Below are 15,818 nucleotides of genomic sequence, written 5' to 3' on the forward strand. Positions count from 1 at the left end.
TCGGAAAATCATCCAGCCCCCGGAGCGGCCACCCCCGCAGCCACCCCCGGCGAACCCCACCCACCCGAAAGCCCACGACCCACCCCAAGCCCCGCGCAGCGGAACCCGCATCACCGAGCCGCGCGCCGCGCATCCCTCACCCGGCGCAACCGATTCACCAGCACCGGCGCGTGCGCCAGCGCCTCCGGCCGGTCCAGCAGCGCGTTCAACACCTGGTAGTACCGGGTGCTGGAGATTCCCAGCTCCTCCCGGACGGCCCGCTCCTTGGCCCCCGCCGTACGCCACTGGCGCCCTTCGAGCTCCAGCACCGCCCGGTCCCGCTCACTCAGCTCGCCCACGAGAACACCTCCTGAAGACCTCCTGCCGAGAACACCTCCCACGACCTACGAAGTGTCATTCTCGGACGTCCCCAGGACACACTCTGCGTCCTCCCCCGGCCGAGCGCCCCGGCTAACGTCACGGTCATGATCGAATCGAGCTTCACCGTCCACGTCCCCGACGCCGACCTGATCCCCGAGCCCCTGGACCCCGCGCAGATCGTCGAGGGCACCCCGGAGGTCACCGGGAAGGTCCTGCACGAGTCCGCCGACGGCCGACAGCTGCGCGGCATCTGGCAGATCACCCCGGGCGTGGTCACCGACACCGAGGCCGACGAGATGTTCGTGGTGCTGAGCGGCCGGGCCACCATCGAGGTCGACGGCGGCCCGACGATGCACGTGGGCCCGGGCGACTGCGCCGTCCTGCGGGAGGGCGACCGGACGACGTGGACCGTCCACGAGACCCTCAGGAAGGCCTACGCCATCACCCTCCCCTGAAGGAAGGAGGCACCCCGCCCCACCTCCGCCCAGGCCCGGCCCCGCCTCCGCCCAGGCCCGGCCTCACTTCCGAAGCCGGGCCGCCTCCTTGACGGCGGCGTCCTGCAGCCCGGTGAGGACCTGCTTCGGGTCCCCGGTGACGGCCTCGCCGATCCCGGCCTTGATCCGGTTGCTCACGTCCGCCCAGGCCGGGTCGCCGAACGGGTAGAAGCTGGCGTTGGTCAGACCGGTGGCGAACTGCTTGAGGTCGGCGTGCTTGGGGTCCGAGGACATCTGGCCGAAGGCGTCCTGGGTCACCGGCAGGAGGTTGTACCGCTCGTCGAACTTGAGCTGGTTCTCCCGCATGAAGACGAAGGACAGGAACTTCTTGATCTGGTCCTTGTGCCCGTTGGCCTTGAAGGCCATCATCCAGTCCGCGACGCCGAGGCTGCCGGTCTTGTTGAGGCCGTCCTTCCTGGGGATCGGGGCCGTCCCGAAGTCGACGTTCCCGGCGGTGGCCATCCGCAGCAACGTCGGGTGCCCGTTCAGCATCGCGACCTTCCCGGACGCGAAGTCCTGGAACACCGGGGTGCGGTTCATCTTGCCCGGCTCGGGATAGGTCAGCCCGGTGCTCACCAGGTTGCTCTTGAGCCAGGTGAAGGTGGCCTGGTTCTGGGCGCTGTCGATCGTGTAGTTGCCGACGTCGTCGGAGAGCAGGCCGCCGCCGCTCAGCGTCCACAGCATGGACTCGGCCGGTGCCTCCTCGGGCCCCAGCGGGAGGCCGTACGGGGTGACGCCCGGCGCCTTGGCCTTGATCTTCTCGGCGTCCTGCCGCAGTTCGCTCCAGGTGACCGGCGGCTGGCTGATTCCCGCCTGCTTGAAGAGCGTCTTGTTGTAGAAGAGCACGCGGGAGGAAGAGACGAAGGGAATCCCGTACTGCGTGCCGAGCACCTGCCCGGCGTGGGCGAAGGAGTCCATGAACTTGGCCTGGGTGTCCAGCGAGAGCACGTCCGCCGCCGGGTACAGCCGGTCCGCGGCGACCTGGTCGGCGAAGCCGCCGGTCTGCAGGAGGTCGGGCGACTTGCCGGCCGCGATCAGGTCGTCGACCTTCTTGCCGATGTCGGTCCAGCTCTCGACGTCGACGTCGACCTTGATGCCGGGGTTCTGCGCCTCGAAGCCGCGCACGACCTCGTCCCAGTACAGCTTGGAGCTGGTGTCGGCGTTCTCGCCGTAGTCCGCGGCGACCAGCCTGATGGTGACGGGCCCGTCGCCCTGTCCGCTGCAGGCGCTGACCGCGGAGAGCACCAGCGCTCCGGCCAGCGCGGTGCCGAGCACACGGGTGGGGACGTGGGCGCGCCTGTTCAACGCGGGTACCGCCTTCGGGGGGAGAAATGCGACCGGAGGGGTGATTCCGGCAGGGGGGAGGCGCAACACTGCCAAACCGACCCCACAGTGGTCCATACCTCTGCCCCGTGTCCGGCAAGTAGTTATCGAAGTGCGGACGTCATTGCACGATGCGCAACGAAACACCGTCGACGCCCGCCCGAACCACCGCCCCAGCCCCTCCCAACCCTCCGAAACCCCACACCCCAAAGCCCCGCACACCGCCCGCTTCTGCGACAAAGCTCACCCAGTATGGACCAGACCAATCCGACAACTGGACTAGACCTCTTCGACCCGGCCAAGGGAAACTGTCCCCCGTGAAGCACGTCATCGCACTCGATGTAGGCGGCACCGGCATGAAGGCCGCGCTGCTCGCCCAGGACGGCTCCGTGCTGTTCGAGGCACGCCGACCGACCGGGCGGGAGCACGGCACGGACGCCGTCGTCGCCGCCATCCTCGACTTCGCCGCCGACCTGGCGGCCGAGGGCCGCGACCGCTTCGGCGTCGCTCCGCTCGCGGCCGGCGTGGCCGTGCCCGGCACGATCGACGAGAGGAACGGCATCGCGGTCTACTCCGCCAACCTCGGCTGGCGCGACCTGCCGCTGCGCAAGCTCCTCGGCGAGCGCCTTGCGACCCCCGCCCCCGCGAAGGGGGGCAGCAGCAGCGCCCCGATCCCCGTCGCCCTCGGCCACGACGTGCGCTCCGGCGGCCTCGCCGAGGGCCGGATCGGCGCCGGCCGGGGCGTCGGCCGCTTCCTGTTCATCGCGCTCGGCACCGGCATCGCCGGCGCCATCGGCATCGACGGGCGGATCGAGGCCGGGGCCCACGGCTACGGCGGCGAGATCGGCCACGTCGTGGTGCGCCCGGGCGGCCCGCAGTGCGGCTGCGGCGCCCGCGGCTGCCTGGAGACGCTGGCCTCGGCCTCCGCCGTCTCCCGGGCCTGGGCCGCGGCCAGCGGCGACCCCGACGCCGACGCGGCATCCTGCGCCGCCGCGGTGGACGCCGGGGACGACCGCGCACTCGCGGTCTGGCAGGGCGCCGTCGACGCCCTGGCGGACGGCATCGTGCTCGCCCAGAGCCTGCTCGACCCGTCCACGGTGATCGTCGGCGGCGGGCTGGCCGAGGCCGGCGACACGCTCTTCACCCCGCTGCGGGCGGCCATCACCGAGCGTCTGACCTTCCAGATGCCCCCGAAGGTCGTACCGGCGATGCTGAAGGACACCGCGGCGTCGCTGGGAGCCGGTCTCCTCGCCTGGGACCTGCTCGCCGAAACCCACCCCCCGCGCCCGTGAGGGGGCTCCCCACCCGGCCTCCGAGGCCTCATGCTCGGCATCCGGGACCGCACGGGCCCACCCGGACGCACCGGCCGGCCCGCCCCCCGGAGCCGGCCCGACATCCGGAGCCGACCCAACACGACCGGCCGACCCGACACCCGAAGCCGTCCCGACACCCGGAGCCGACCCAACACGACCGGCCGACCCGATCCCCGGAGCCGACCCGACTCCCGGAGCCGACTCAACACCACCGGCCGACCCGGCCCCCGCACCCCCGTGGCACCCGGACGCCGACCGCCGTCCGGAGCCGGGTCACCGACCACAGCGGCCTGCCGGCGCCCAGCGCATTCGAGAACCCGGGACACCCGTCCCGACAGATGGAGGTGACCGCGTGACTGCCGCGGAGCGTGACCGTACCGCACTGGCCGGCGCCCGGCTGGTCCTGCCCGGCGGGGTCGTCGAGGGCGAGCGGATCGCCGTCGAGGGCGACCGGATCGCGGCCATCACGAGTGGGGCGCGTGGTGGCGGGGCCGAGCCTGGCGACCTCGACCTGACCGGCCACACCGTCGTCCCGGGCTTCGTCGACCTGCACGTCCACGGCGGCGGCGGCGCGTCCTACGCCTCCGGCATCGCCGAGGAGGCGCTGCGGGCCGCCCGGACCCACCTCGAACACGGCACCACGACCACCATCGCCTCGACCGTCACCGGCGAGATCGACGAGGTCGCCCGCCAGGCCGCCGTGCTGTCCGAACTGGTCGAGGACGGCGTGCTGGCCGGCATCCACTTCGAGGGCCCGTTCATCTCCCGCAACCGCTGCGGCGCCCACCGCCCCGACCTGCTGCGCGACCCGGACCCGGCGCTGGTGCGCAAGCTCGTCGACGCGGCCCGCGGCCACGCGAAGATGGTCACCCTCGCCCCCGAGCTCCCCGGCGGCCTCGACTCCGTCCGGATGCTCGCCGACCTCGGCGTCATCGCGGCCGTCGGCCACACCGACTCCGACTACGCGACGACGCTGGAGGCCGTCGACGCGGGCGCGACCGTGGCGACCCACCTGTTCAACGCGATGCCGGCGATCGCCCACCGGGCCCCGGGCCCGATCGTGGCGCTGCTGGAGGACGAGCGGGTCACCGTCGAGCTGATCAACGACGGCGTGCACCTGCACCCGTCCGTCCTCGACCTCGCCTACGGCACCGCGGGCGCCGAGCGCGTCGCCCTGATCACCGACGCCATGGGCGCCGCGGGCATGGGCGACGGCCTCTACCCGCTCGGCCCGCTCCAGGTCGAGGTCAAGGACGGCGTGGCCCGGCTGGTCGAGGGCGGCTCGATCGCCGGCTCGACGCTCACCCTGGACGTCGCGTTCAAGCGCTCGGTCACCGTCAACGGCCTGACGCTCGACCAGGCCGTCCAGTCGCTCTGCACGACCCCGGCCCGGCTGCTCGGCCTGGGCGACTCCGTCGGCACCCTGGAAACCGGCAAGTACGCCGACCTGGTCGTGCTCGACTCCGCCACCCACGACCTCGTCGCCGTCATGCGCCGCGGCGAGTGGGTCGTCGGCGGCGACCGCTTCACCACCGTCAAGCCGGCCTGACCGGAGCCGCCTGACGGAACGCCGACGGCCGCCCCCCCCCCCCCCCGGAGGCCCGATTGGTTTTGCGCGAGGGGGCCGGCCCGCGCCCCCCGCGGGGCCCCCCGCCGGCCCCCCCCGCCCGCGGCGGGGGGGGGGCGGGCGGCGGCCGCGTCCGGGCCCGCCCGGGCCGTCGTCAGCCCGTCAGCTGCTCGGCTCCACCGTGATCTGGTCGACCAGGATCGGCCCGCCGGACGGCACGGTCATCGTGATGGTGTTCGAACCGGCCTGGAGCTGCGGCAGTATCCAGGTGGAGTACCACGAGGACGCCGGGTCCTTGCCGGGCGAGTAGTTCTTGAAGGCCAGTCCGCTCGGCCAGTCCTTGCCGTTGACCGACGCCGCACCCCGCACGTCGCCGCCGGCGTTGTTGAAGTGCACGGTCAGCTTGTAGGTGCCGGCCGCGGCCACCTCACCGGTCCAGCTCAGCGAACCGCCCGGCTGGAGCGTCAGGTAGCTGCCGTCCGCGGACTTGGCGCCCTTGACGGTGTTTCCGGAGGGTGCGTTCTGGCCCTGGAGCTGTCCCGCGTCCACCGTCACCGGCCCGCCGGAGGCGGAGGCGCTCGGCGAGGCCGAGGCGGAGGAGGTCCCGGACGGGGTGCCGGAGCCGGTCGTGCTGGGAGCCACCGAGGCGGCGGTCTGCTGGCCGCCCTTGGCGGTCTTCTTGTCGTCGCCCGAGTCCCCGGTGGACAGCGCGATCCCGGCGCCGATCGCGATCGCCGCGATCACCGCCACCGCGCCGATCACCGCACCCTTGCTCCGGCCGCTGCTGCCCTGGCGGTCGTCACCCGGCTGCGGGCGGGAGTGCTCGGCGTAGCGGGTCTGCTGCGTGGGGACGCTGCCGTAGTCGGGCTGCTGCTGGCCGTACTGCTGCGGGTACGGCTGGCCGGGGCCCTGCTGCGGGGACCCTTGCTGGAAGTACTGCGGCTGCTGCTGCGCGCGCGGAGGGTAGGACTGCTGCTGGCCGTACTGGGCACGGCCGACCTCCATCGGGCGGCTGTACGGCGTACGCGGCACACCCTGCTGCGGCTCGGCCGACTGCCCGGAGGACCCGTCGGCCGGGCGGTAGAGGTAACCGAAGGGGTCGTCTTCCTGAGGGGCACCGCCCCCCGGGCCCTCGGGCGCTCCGTTGTTGCCGGCGGTCGTCACGGTGGTCAACTCCCCCATCGTTCGCGCCGCCGGGCCGGCGGCCCCAGGCGCAGGTCATGGACGCTCTCGTTACCGGGGAACCCTACCTGCCCGACCCGGCCGCCCGGAACGAGGGCTTGACAACCCGCCGGTAACCTGGGCCGCCAGGGCCCGGGTTCAGCCCGCCCGGCGGTGCGAGCGCTCGCCCCTGGCCCCGCGCACGGCGCCGCCCCTGGCCCGCTTCTCGTCGTACATCCGCTCGTCCGCCGTGTGCAGGACTTCCTCGATGCTCATCCCGCAGCCGGCCCAGCCGATCCCGAGGCTCACGCCCACCCGCATCGCCCGTCCGTCGATCCGCATCGGCGGGATGATGGCGTTGCGCAGCCGGTGGGCGAGGTCCTTGGCCTCCTCGCGGCCGATGCCGTCGGCCAGCACCACGAACTCGTCACCGCCGAGCCGGGCCACCGTGTCGCCGTCCCGGACGGCCTGGCTGAGCCGGCGGGCGACCTCGACCAGGACGGCGTCGCCCGCGTTGTGGCCGAACCGGTCGTTGATGGACTTGAAGCCGTCGAGGTCGCAGAAGAGCACCGCGAGCCCCTTGTCGACGATCGCGCCGCCGCCCGCGCCGGGGCGGAACGCTCCGGACCACGCCTCGCCGCCCGGGCCGTACTCGGCCGGGACCACCGCGTGCACGTGTTCCGGGTAGCCGGGACCGAACCCGGCGGCCCCGTAGCCCGCCACCTCGTAGCCCGTGACCTCGTAGCCCATGACCTCGTACCCGGCCGGGAGACCGCCGTCCGCCGCCCCGAGCCCCGCCGGCAGGCTCCCGTCCGGCGCGCCGTACGTGTGCACCGCCCCGGCGTACGGTTCGGCGCCCTCCAGGCCGTCGTACGCGGCGTGCGCGCTGTACGAGTCGGCCGGGAAGCCGCCGTACGGCTGCGGGAAGGCCGCCTCCGCGGGGCCCGCGACCGCGCCGACGGTCTGCGGCTCGGGGCAGAGCCGGCGGGCCAGCCGGGCCTTCAGCTCGGCGCCGTTGGGCAGGCCGGTGAGCGCGTCGTGGCTGGCCCGGTGGGCGAGCTGGAGCTCGTGGCGCTTGCGGTCCTCGATGTCCTCGACGTGGGTGAGCAGGAAGCTGGGGCCCTCGGCGGCGTCCGCCACGACGGAGTTGCGCAGGCACACCCACTGGTAGCCGCCGTCCCGCCGGGAGAGGCGGAGCTCGGCCCGCCCGCTCTCCGCGCTGGTGCGCTCCAGCAGGGCGCGGTCGTCGGGGTGGACGAGGTCGACGAAGCTCTGCTGGCGCAGCACCGCGCGTGGTCGGCCGAGCAGGCGGCAGAGCGCGTCGTTGACCCTGGTCAGCTGGCCGCGCCCGGGGCCGCACAGCTCCGTGATGGCCATGCCGCTGGGCGCGTACTCGAAGGCCTGGCGGAAGCTCTCCTCGCTCGCCCGCAGTGCCTGCTGCTCCTTCTCCAGGCGGGCCAGGGCGCGCTGCATCTCGGCCCGCAGGCGGGCGTTGCCGATCGCGATGGAGGCCTGGAGCGAGAACATCTCCAGCGCCTCGCGGGTCCAGGCGCCGGGCCGCTTGCCGCTGCGCGGACGGTCCACCGACAGGACACCGAGCAGGTCGCCGCCGGCGCTGTACATGGGGGCGAGCAGCCCGTCGGCGGGGTGCCAGTCGTTGGCGTAGACGGGCATCGGGCCGTCCCCGATCCAGCGCGGGATGTCGCTGGCGACGGCCCAGCCCCGGTCGTAGGGCAGGAAGCGCAGGGTGCCCCAGTGGTCGCTGACGCCGAGCAGCCGGTCCCAGGACTCGCGGGAGCCGACCTGGCCGAGCAGCACGGAGGGGCCGCCCATGGCGCTCTCCTCCAGCTCCCAGACGGCCGCCACGACGAGGTCGCCGTCGGGCCGCACCAGGCTCACCGCGGCGGCGTCGAATCCGAGCCCGTGGACCGCACCCTCGACGACGGCCTGCAGCGTGCCCGCCAGGCTGCGGGCAGCGTTGAGGTCCGCCACGACCCGGTGCAAGGTGCGGAGGGTCGCGAGACGGACGTACGGCTCCGACTCGGCTTCCATGCGGGGGCTCCCCGGCTGCTTCGGATAGTTCTTGATTGGTTATCGTCCGATTGCCAGAAGAACTGAATCACAGGGAGCACAGCGTTCGGCACGCTCGGTCAGCAATAGGCCACCACTTGTGACTTAAATCACACGACACTAATGCGCCCTTAATCAGCTCATCCGTCCCATAGCGGGACATAAAGCGCTATCGGAACATTTCTCGTGGTCGACCGCATTGCCCGCGCGCTGAAGCCGCCTGTCGCCCGGCAGGCCCCCTGCTTCACCCCTGCTTCACCCCTGGGAGTGAGTGAGGGCACCGGTCCCGGCCCTCACCCCTGCGCCGCTGGTCCTACGACCACGGCCCGATGTCGCGACCCGCGACCGCCAGCTACCGTGCGGTACGTGTACCCGTCCCCGCAGCCCGAAGCTGCCGCCCACGCCACGCCCGACGAGTTCCGGGCCGCACTCTCCCAGCTCGCCGCCGGCGTGAGCCTGGTGACCGTCCACGACCCCGAGGACGGCGAGGACATCGGCATGACCGCCACGTCCTTCCTCTCCGTGTCGCTGGAGCCGCCGCTGGTGCTGATCTCGGTCCGCGAGGACTCCCGGATGGACGAGGTGCTCGCCCGCGTGGACACCTGGGCGGTCTCGGTGCTCACCGAGGCCCAGAAGACGACCGGCTCCCGCTTCGCCATGAAGGGCCGGCTCAGTGACCGGCTGCTGTTCGCCGACACCCCGCACCACCGCGGCCCGGCCACCGGCGCCCCGCTGATCGAGGGCGCGCTGGCCACCGTCGAGTGCCGCACCGAGCAGCGGATACCCGCGGGCGACCACACGCTGCTGCTCGGGCGCGTCCTGGAGGCCGTCGTCCCGGACCCCGGCGGCCGGCCCCTGCTCTACTTCCGCGGCGGCTACCGCACGCTCGGCTGAGCCACCGCGCCGGCACACGGCGCGCTCGACCGGGCCACCGCGCGACGGACCGGCGGGCGCCTATTCGGCGGGCGACTACTCGGAGCGCGGCGAGCGCCGCCCTTCCTTCAGCTCGGAGCGGTGCCGCTTGTTGTCCAGCCGCCGCTCGACCATCCCACGGCTCGGCCTCGTCGCCCGGCGGGTCTTCGGCGGCGGCGCGCAGGCCTGGGTCAGCACCGCGGCCAGCCGGACCGCGGCCGCCTCGCGGTTGCGCCACTGCGAGCGGAACTCCGAGGCCTGGACCACCAGCACCCGGCCGTCCACCAGCCGGCCCGCCAGCCGCTCCAGCGCGCGCTCGCGCCACACCTCGGGCAGCGCCTTCGAGGCGGCCACGTCGTAGCGCAGCTCGACCTTGCTGTCGGAGGTGTTGACGTGCTGGCCACCGGGGCCGGAGGAACGGGAGAAGCGCCAGACGAGCTCGGCGTCGGGGACGACCACCGACCCCCGTACGCGGATGGGCTCGGGCATGCGCCCATCATCCCGCGCCCGGCCCGCCCGGTCACCCGGTTATCCGGCACGCACCCCGAGCCCCGACAATGGCGGTGTGATCGAGCTCGGCTACTCCCTCTCCAACCGCTTCCCCGACCCCCCGCAGACCGACTACCGCACCGCCTCCGTGCACGCCCTGCGGTACGACCTCTTCTGCGGCGACGTGTACCTGGACGCCGAGGGCGCGGAGCTCTCCACCGCCTGGGGCTGGGTCCCGGTGCTCGACTTCGCGTGGGCGCTGTGCGACATCGCCGAGGAGCTGGACCGCGACCCGGCCGGCGGCCGGGCCGCCCGTGTCCAGACCGCCGACCTCGACTTCACCCAGAACACCGAGCTGCTGCGCTTCGCCCGCCGCTTCAACTGGGTCGAGGTCAGCGCCACCTGGCTGCCCGACGAGCCGCCCGCCGTGGTGCGCCACGCCGAGCTGCGCCGCGAAGCACGGGACTTCCTCCAGGACACCCTCGCCGACCTGTTCGACATGCACCCCGACCTGGCCGACAACCCCAACATCTGGTCGCTCCAGGGCAGGTTCCGCCGGATCTGACCCGTACATTGCCCGCGCTTTGCCAGAACTTGGCGCCCGCGCGAAAGGGAGGATCCCCGGTGGAACCAATCCACCGGACGATTGCGTTGTCCCGGGAAAAGCGAACGAAGGGACAGCGATCACCATGCCAGTGAGCCTCTCCAAGGGCGGAAACGTCTCGCTGACCAAGGAGGCCCCGGGCCTGTCCGCGGTCTCGGTCGGCCTGGGCTGGGACGTCCGCACCACGACCGGCGCCGAATTCGACCTCGACGCCAGCGCCATCGTCCTGAACGCGGACGGCAAGGTGCTGTCCAACGGCCATTTCGTGTTCTTCAACAACACCAGCACGCCGGACGGCTCCGTCGTGCACACCGGTGACAACCGCACAGGCGAGGGCGTGGGCGACGACGAGTCGATCAACGTCGACCTGGCCGCCCTGCCCGCCGAGGCCGCCCGGATCACCTTCCCGGTCACCATCTACGACGGCGTCGCCCGCAGCCAGAACTTCGGCCAGGTCCGCAACGCCTACATCCGCGTGGTGAACGCCGCCGGCGGCGCCGAGCTCGCCCGGTACGACCTCTCCGAGGACGCCGCGACCGAGACCGCGATGATCTTCGGCGAGCTCTACCGCAACAACGGCGAGTGGAAGTTCCGCGCCGTCGGCCAGGGCTACGCCTCCGGCCTGGCCGGCATCGCCCAGGACTTCGGCGTCCAGATCTGACGCCCGGGCCCCGGGCCCGAAACGCCGCGGCGCGGAACGTCGGTCGATCCGATGTTCCGCGCCGCGGTCGCGTTCGCGGGGCGTCAGCGCGAGGCGCGCAGCTCCGGGAGCTGGATCAGCTCCGTCTCCTCCTCCGGCGTCAGGTCGACGACGGTCGGCTCGCCCTGCTCCGGCGCGGCACCCCCGGCGTCCCGGGCCCCGCGGGCCTCCTGCGCCTCCTGGGCCTCCTGCGCCTCGGCCAGCGCCTTCTCGGCCACCGCCTCGTCGCCCACCACGTCCGCCAGGTCCGTCCGCTCGTTCAGCTCGGCGACACTGCCGACCGCCGGAGCCGGGGCCGCCGCCCGCACCGCGGCACCCGGACTGCGCCCGAAGAAGCTGAAGCCCTGCCCGCGCGCCTGGCCGGACTGCCCCGGGCGCGGACGCTGCCGCTCGGCCGGAGCCGCGGGCGCGGCCGGCGCACCGCCCAGCTGGCCCACCGTGGCGGTCAGCACCGGCCGCACCGGAGCCGCCTTCACCGGAGTCGGCACCGGAGCCTGCCGCGGAGCCGACTCCGGCGTCGGGACGGACGGGGCCACCGGGGCCGGCACCGCGGAGACGGGCACGGCGGCAACCTGCTTCGGGGGCACCGGAGCCTGCGCGGCCCGCGCCGGCGCGACGGGAGCCGTCCGCGCCCGCAGCGCGACCTCCGCGCCCGCCGACCGCTCGCGCCGCTCCTCCTGGGCCCGCGCGCGCCGCTCCAGCAGCCGCAGCACGGCACCGGCACGGACGAACGCGGCCGGGCTGGCCGGGTACTTCGGACGGCTCGCGGCCAGCGCCCGCTGCGCCGCCTCGGCCTCCTTGAGCGCCTGCTCGGCGACCAGCACGGCCCGCTCGCGCAGCAGGCGGGCGATCTCGGTCTCGGCCTTCGCCAGGCGCGACTTCTCCGCGGTCAGCCGCCGCCCGAACCGGGTGGCCCGCTCCTCCGCGACCTCCGCCGCGTACTCGGCCTCGGCGAGCTGCTCCTCGAAGCGCTCCTCGGCCCGCAGCCGCTGCGCGACGGACGTCTCGGCCGCGGCCCGGGCCGCCCTGTCGCGCTGCTTCAGCAGGACCGCGAAGCCGAGCGTCGCGGACACCGCCGCGACACCCACCGAGCGGACCAGGATGGTGTCCTGACTGAAAAGCAGAGCGGCCAGAGCTGCGACGAGGAGCACGCCGGCTGCGGTGGGGGGAAAGACCCGGCCGAGGACGGAGGAATGACGGTGGCGTCCGCGAGACATGCCAAGAAACTAGCGTGCGAATTGGGGCCGTGTCAGCCCAGGGTCCGCTTTGACCCTTGACACTGTGCAAGATTTACCGCACGTGCCCGGCACTTCACTCAAGATCACGACAACTGCCCAGCTCAGCGGTGCGAGGCCGCCGGGCCACCCGGATCGTCGTGGTTCTCCGGCAGCTTGCACACGTGCTGGAGCCAGAGCGCCGTCGCGATCACCGCGGCGCCCGCGAGCACCGCGAGGCCGGCCGTCACGGCCTGGTCCTTGCGCGCCGGCACGTCCAGCTCGCCGAGCAGGTAGATGCCCGCCCCCGCGTAGATCCCGGTGACCACCGCCGACACGAGCGCGCTGGCCTGCCCGAGCACCACGGCCCGGGCCGCGAGCAGCGGATCGACCCGCTTCGCGCCGGGCTGGCGCTCCCGCACCGCCTTCAGCCGGCCCCGCAGCGAGATCGTGGTCGCCAGGAGGATCACCGCCACCGCGGCCAGCACCACCGGCGCCGCCGCCGGCACGGCCGGCAGGGTGTCCAGGGAGGCCCACAGCTTGGCACCGGCCCAGGACAGCGCCGTCGTGGCGGCGGTGATGCCGATCAGCAGGCGGAGGCGAAGCAGCTTCACGCGGAGGAGGTCCTTCCCGGGGTACCAGAGACGGCCGCCCGGGAGCCCGGAGCGGCGGCGCCAGGCCACCGTACCGGGCCCGGCCGGGCGGACACCCGCACGGACGGCGGACACCTACTCGGACGGCCGGGCCCCCACCCGGGTTCCCCGGCCACCGGGCCGCCGAACCGCTACTCCGGCAGCGTCAGGCGGATGTCGTCCCGCCGGCGCACGCCCTGCGCGTCCGGGCCGCCGAGCTTCTCCAGCAGCACGGAGACCTGCCCGTACCCGGGCACCTCGGCGTCCGGCTGGGCGTCCAGCCACGGCGCCAGCACGAAGGCCCGCTCGTGCGAACGCGGGTGCGGCAGCAGCAGCTGCGGGTCGTCGCTGACGACGCCCTCGTACGCCAGGATGTCGACGTCCAGGGTGCGCGCGCCCCAGCGGACGGTGCGCACCCGCCCGAAGGCGTCCTCGATCGCGTTGCCGCGCTCCAGCAGGTCGCGCGGCGGCAGCGAGGTGCGCAGCACGACGACCGCGTTGTAGTAGTTGGGCTGCTCGTCCGGCCCGCCGACGGCCTCCGTCTCGTAGACCGCGGAGACGGCCTTGATCCTCAGCCCGGGGGTGTCGGCGAGGGCGTCCACGGCACCCTGCAGGGTGTCCAGGCGGTTGCCCAGGTTGCTGCCGAGGGCGACCACCGCGCAGCGCTGGCTGTGCAGGGTCGTGTCGGCGGAGTCCACCCGGCTCTCCAGGTCGAACGTGCTCGGCGAGGTGGTCGGGTCGCTGTTCATCGAGATTCCTCTGCATCGGGTACCGGGCGCACGGCTGCGGTCATGCGCGCGTCCGGTGGATGGTCACGGTCACGTCGTCGAACGGCACGGTGATCGGGGCGTCCGGCTTGTGGACGGTCACCTCGACCTCCTCGACCGCGTCGTGCTTGAGGCACTGGTCGGCGATGCGCTGCGCCAGGGTCTCGATCAGGTCGACCGGCTCCCCGGCGATGATCGCGGTGACCTCCTCGGCCACGATCCCGTAGTGCGCCGTGCGGGTCAGGTCGTCGCCGGACGCGGCCGGGCGGGTGTCCAGGTACAGGACGAGGTCGACCACGAAGGTCTGCCCCTCGACGCGCTCGCGCTCGAAGACGCCGTGGTGGCCCCGGGCTCGCAGACCCCGCAGGGTGACGCGGTCCAGCAAACGAATCACTGCTCCCAGTCGGACGGGCCCCGCCCGAGGAAAAGGCACGGACGAGCAGGGCGAAGGCGGGCGGCAGGCCCGCCACTCCGTTTCGAATCTACCCGCGGGCACGGACAACGTCTGACCGTCCTACCCGGCACGAACCGTCGCCACGCACGCCGATCCGGCGATTGACGTGAACGTTCGGTGACCGATTCGAAATTCCCGGGCGACGCTTCGGCGGCGGTTTTCCCCGGCTCGCCCGGTCAGTCCTCGTCGTCCTCGTCTCCGCTGGTCAGCACGGGTGAACCGTGGTGCGACCAGAGCTTCCACCCGGCCGGGGTGCGCCGGAAGAGATTCGTCGAGACGACCTTTCCGCCGACCAGCGGACCGAGTTCGCCCTCCTCCTCGGCCTCCCCGCCGGAGAGGATGTTCTCGGTGCACGTGACAAGGGCCACATCGCCGTGCACCTCGGCCTCGACGTCGGTCAGGAAGAACTGGATGTACTCGGTGTTCATCATGATCAGCATGTACGACCGGGTCACCTGGGCCCGGCCGCGCAGCACCGGCCAGCCCGGGTGCACGCACACCACGCCGCCCTTGTCGTCCGCGTCCGCGGCGCCCAGCCAGGCGTCCTCGACCGCCTCCAGGTCCCCGCGCTCCAGCGCCTCGTAGAGCGCCCGGTTCGCCGCGAGCACGGCCTCCACGTCCGCCTCGCGCGCCCGTCCCGCCGCGGCCCCGCTCAACCTGCCGTCACCTGCCACAGACCCTCCCGTCCTACCCCAACCGGGCCGCGCGCTGCCAGGCCGCGACCACCCGGACCGCATCCGCCGTGCCGGACACGTCGTGCACCCGCACCGCCCAGGCCCCGGCCCGGGCCGAGAGCACCGACACCGCAGCGGTCGCGTCGTCGCGCTCCCTGGCCGGGCGCAGCTCCCCGGTTTCCGGGTCGGCGAGCAGCGTACCCAGGAACCGCTTGCGCGATGCGGCGACGAGGACGGGACGGCCGAGCGCGGTGAGCGCGTCCAGCCGCCCGAGCAGCACCCAGTTGTGCTCGGGGGTCTTGGCGAAGCCCAGCCCCGGGTCGAGGATCAGCTGCTCCTCCTTGACGCCGGCCGCCGCCAGCGCGTCCACCCGCGCGGTCAGCTCGGCGACGACGTCCCCGACGACGTCGCCGTACACGGCCAGCCGGTCCATGTCGGCGGACTGCCCGCGCCAGTGCATCACCACGAACGGCACGCCGGTCTCGGCGACGACGTGCGCCATGGCCGGGTCGGCCAGCCCGCCGGAGACGTCGTTGACGATCGCGGCACCGGCCGCCACGGCCCGCTCGGCGACGGAGGCGCGCATGGTGTCGATGGAGACCACGACCCCGGCGTCGGCCAGCTCGCGCACGACGGGCAGCACCCGGGCGAGTTCCTCCTCCTCGGTCACCCGCTGGGAGCCGGGCCGGGTGGACTCGCCGCCGACGTCCACCAGGTCCGCGCCGCGGGCCCGGAGCGCGAGCCCGTGCGCGATCGCGCGGGCCGGGTCGTGCCACAGCCCGCCGTCCGAGAAGGAGTCGGGCGTGACGTTGACCACGCCCATCACGGCGCAGCGGCCGAGCCGCGGCAGTCCGGCCGGAACGGAGAAGGACGGCGTATCGCTCATGCGCCCGCCTCGCTTCGCTCGGCGAGGGCATTCGCCCACGCGCGCCCTCCAATGATTCGCTCGCTGCGCTCGCTCATGCGCCCATTATCGAACGGGGCCCCCCCCCCGGGTTAGGGGGGGGGGGCCCCGGGGGGCGTGCGGGGCCCGGGCGGGCCCCGGGGCGCCCGCCGGCGCGGGGTGCACGCGGGCCCCCGGGTC

At 73.5% G+C, this 15,818-nt stretch carries 17 protein-coding genes; 6 read left to right on the forward strand and 11 right to left on the reverse strand.

The features are described from left to right. Positions 1-110: 110 nt before the first annotated feature. Positions 111-338, reverse strand: coding sequence for a DUF3263 domain-containing protein (locus tag ACFV4F_RS27420; RefSeq protein ID WP_380435791.1), 228 nt, complete (start codon positions 336-338; stop codon positions 111-113). A gap of 126 nt (positions 339-464) precedes the next feature. Here ACFV4F_RS27420 and ACFV4F_RS27425 point away from each other — a divergent pair, with 126 nt between their 5' ends. Further along, a complete protein-coding gene (locus ACFV4F_RS27425; RefSeq protein WP_380506336.1) occupies positions 465-815 on the forward strand; it encodes a cupin domain-containing protein in 351 nt (116 codons plus the stop codon). A 63-nt stretch (positions 816-878) separates the two neighbouring features. On the opposite strand, the gene ACFV4F_RS27430 is transcribed toward ACFV4F_RS27425, so the two are convergent. Further along, positions 879-2,159 carry an extracellular solute-binding protein gene (locus ACFV4F_RS27430; protein ID WP_380498606.1) on the reverse strand — a complete coding sequence of 427 codons (1,281 nt, stop codon included), beginning with the start codon at positions 2,157-2,159 and terminating at the stop codon, positions 879-881. A gap of 335 nt (positions 2,160-2,494) precedes the next feature. On the opposite strand from ACFV4F_RS27430, the gene ACFV4F_RS27435 reads away from it, so the two are divergent. Both ACFV4F_RS27435 and nagA read left to right on the forward strand, forming a co-directional pair. Next, positions 2,495-3,469, forward strand: coding sequence for an ROK family protein (locus tag ACFV4F_RS27435; RefSeq protein WP_380435785.1), 975 nt, complete (start codon positions 2,495-2,497; stop codon positions 3,467-3,469). Positions 3,470-3,842: 373 nt separating this feature from the next. Further along, entirely contained in the window at positions 3,843-5,039 is a 1,197-nt protein-coding gene (gene nagA / locus ACFV4F_RS27440; RefSeq protein ID WP_380435783.1) for an N-acetylglucosamine-6-phosphate deacetylase, read from the forward strand. 180 nt (positions 5,040-5,219) lie between these two features. Here the strand turns inward: nagA and ACFV4F_RS27445 are convergent, their stop codons facing one another. Together ACFV4F_RS27445 and ACFV4F_RS27450 are read right to left on the reverse strand one after the other, a co-directional pair. Continuing rightward, positions 5,220-6,230 carry a hypothetical protein gene (locus ACFV4F_RS27445; protein ID WP_380506339.1) on the reverse strand — a complete coding sequence of 337 codons (1,011 nt, stop codon included), beginning with the start codon at positions 6,228-6,230 and terminating at the stop codon, positions 5,220-5,222. A gap of 147 nt (positions 6,231-6,377) precedes the next feature. Continuing rightward, complete coding sequence (locus tag ACFV4F_RS27450; protein WP_380506341.1) at positions 6,378-8,270, reverse strand: diguanylate cyclase domain-containing protein; 1,893 nt, start codon at positions 8,268-8,270, stop codon at positions 6,378-6,380. A gap of 384 nt (positions 8,271-8,654) precedes the next feature. Here ACFV4F_RS27450 and ACFV4F_RS27455 point away from each other — a divergent pair, with 384 nt between their 5' ends. Further along, positions 8,655-9,182: a flavin reductase family protein gene (locus ACFV4F_RS27455; protein ID WP_380435777.1), complete on the forward strand. Its 528-nt coding sequence runs from the start codon at positions 8,655-8,657 to the stop codon at positions 9,180-9,182. Positions 9,183-9,257: 75 nt separating this feature from the next. Here ACFV4F_RS27455 and arfB read toward each other — a convergent pair whose 3' ends face one another. Then, positions 9,258-9,689 (reverse strand): alternative ribosome rescue aminoacyl-tRNA hydrolase ArfB, encoded by a 432-nt coding sequence (arfB, locus tag ACFV4F_RS27460; protein ID WP_380506343.1) that lies wholly within the window; start codon positions 9,687-9,689, stop codon positions 9,258-9,260. Between the two features lie 76 nt (positions 9,690-9,765). Here arfB and ACFV4F_RS27465 point away from each other — a divergent pair, with 76 nt between their 5' ends. Both ACFV4F_RS27465 and ACFV4F_RS27470 read left to right on the forward strand, forming a co-directional pair. Continuing rightward, positions 9,766-10,254, forward strand: a complete 489-nt coding sequence (locus tag ACFV4F_RS27465) for a hypothetical protein (protein ID WP_380498601.1) — start codon at positions 9,766-9,768, stop codon at positions 10,252-10,254. A gap of 124 nt (positions 10,255-10,378) precedes the next feature. Then, positions 10,379-10,954 carry a TerD family protein gene (locus ACFV4F_RS27470; protein ID WP_380435771.1) on the forward strand — a complete coding sequence of 192 codons (576 nt, stop codon included), beginning with the start codon at positions 10,379-10,381 and terminating at the stop codon, positions 10,952-10,954. Between the two features lie 83 nt (positions 10,955-11,037). Here the strand turns inward: ACFV4F_RS27470 and ACFV4F_RS27475 are convergent, their stop codons facing one another. The 6 genes from ACFV4F_RS27475 to folP all read right to left on the reverse strand — a co-directional run bounded on the left by ACFV4F_RS27475 (position 11,038) and on the right by folP (position 15,620). After that, entirely contained in the window at positions 11,038-12,210 is a 1,173-nt protein-coding gene (locus ACFV4F_RS27475; RefSeq protein ID WP_380506345.1) for a hypothetical protein, read from the reverse strand. A gap of 122 nt (positions 12,211-12,332) precedes the next feature. Continuing rightward, positions 12,333-12,821 (reverse strand): DUF3180 domain-containing protein, encoded by a 489-nt coding sequence (locus tag ACFV4F_RS27480; protein WP_359967523.1) that lies wholly within the window; start codon positions 12,819-12,821, stop codon positions 12,333-12,335. Positions 12,822-12,991: 170 nt separating this feature from the next. After that, positions 12,992-13,588 (reverse strand): 2-amino-4-hydroxy-6-hydroxymethyldihydropteridine diphosphokinase, encoded by a 597-nt coding sequence (gene folK, locus ACFV4F_RS27485; protein WP_380441104.1) that lies wholly within the window; start codon positions 13,586-13,588, stop codon positions 12,992-12,994. A gap of 40 nt (positions 13,589-13,628) precedes the next feature. Further along, positions 13,629-13,988, reverse strand: a complete 360-nt coding sequence (folB, locus tag ACFV4F_RS27490; protein WP_329932371.1) for a dihydroneopterin aldolase — start codon at positions 13,986-13,988, stop codon at positions 13,629-13,631. Positions 13,989-14,236: 248 nt separating this feature from the next. After that, positions 14,237-14,716, reverse strand: a complete 480-nt coding sequence (locus ACFV4F_RS27495; protein WP_363651121.1) for a nuclear transport factor 2 family protein — start codon at positions 14,714-14,716, stop codon at positions 14,237-14,239. Between the two features lie 31 nt (positions 14,717-14,747). Next, a complete protein-coding gene (folP, locus tag ACFV4F_RS27500; protein WP_380506348.1) occupies positions 14,748-15,620 on the reverse strand; it encodes a dihydropteroate synthase in 873 nt (290 codons plus the stop codon). Positions 15,621-15,818: the final 198 nt, after the last annotated feature.

Source organism: Kitasatospora sp. NPDC059722, from assembly GCF_042733235.1.
GTDB lineage: Bacteria > Actinomycetota > Actinomycetes > Streptomycetales > Streptomycetaceae > Kitasatospora.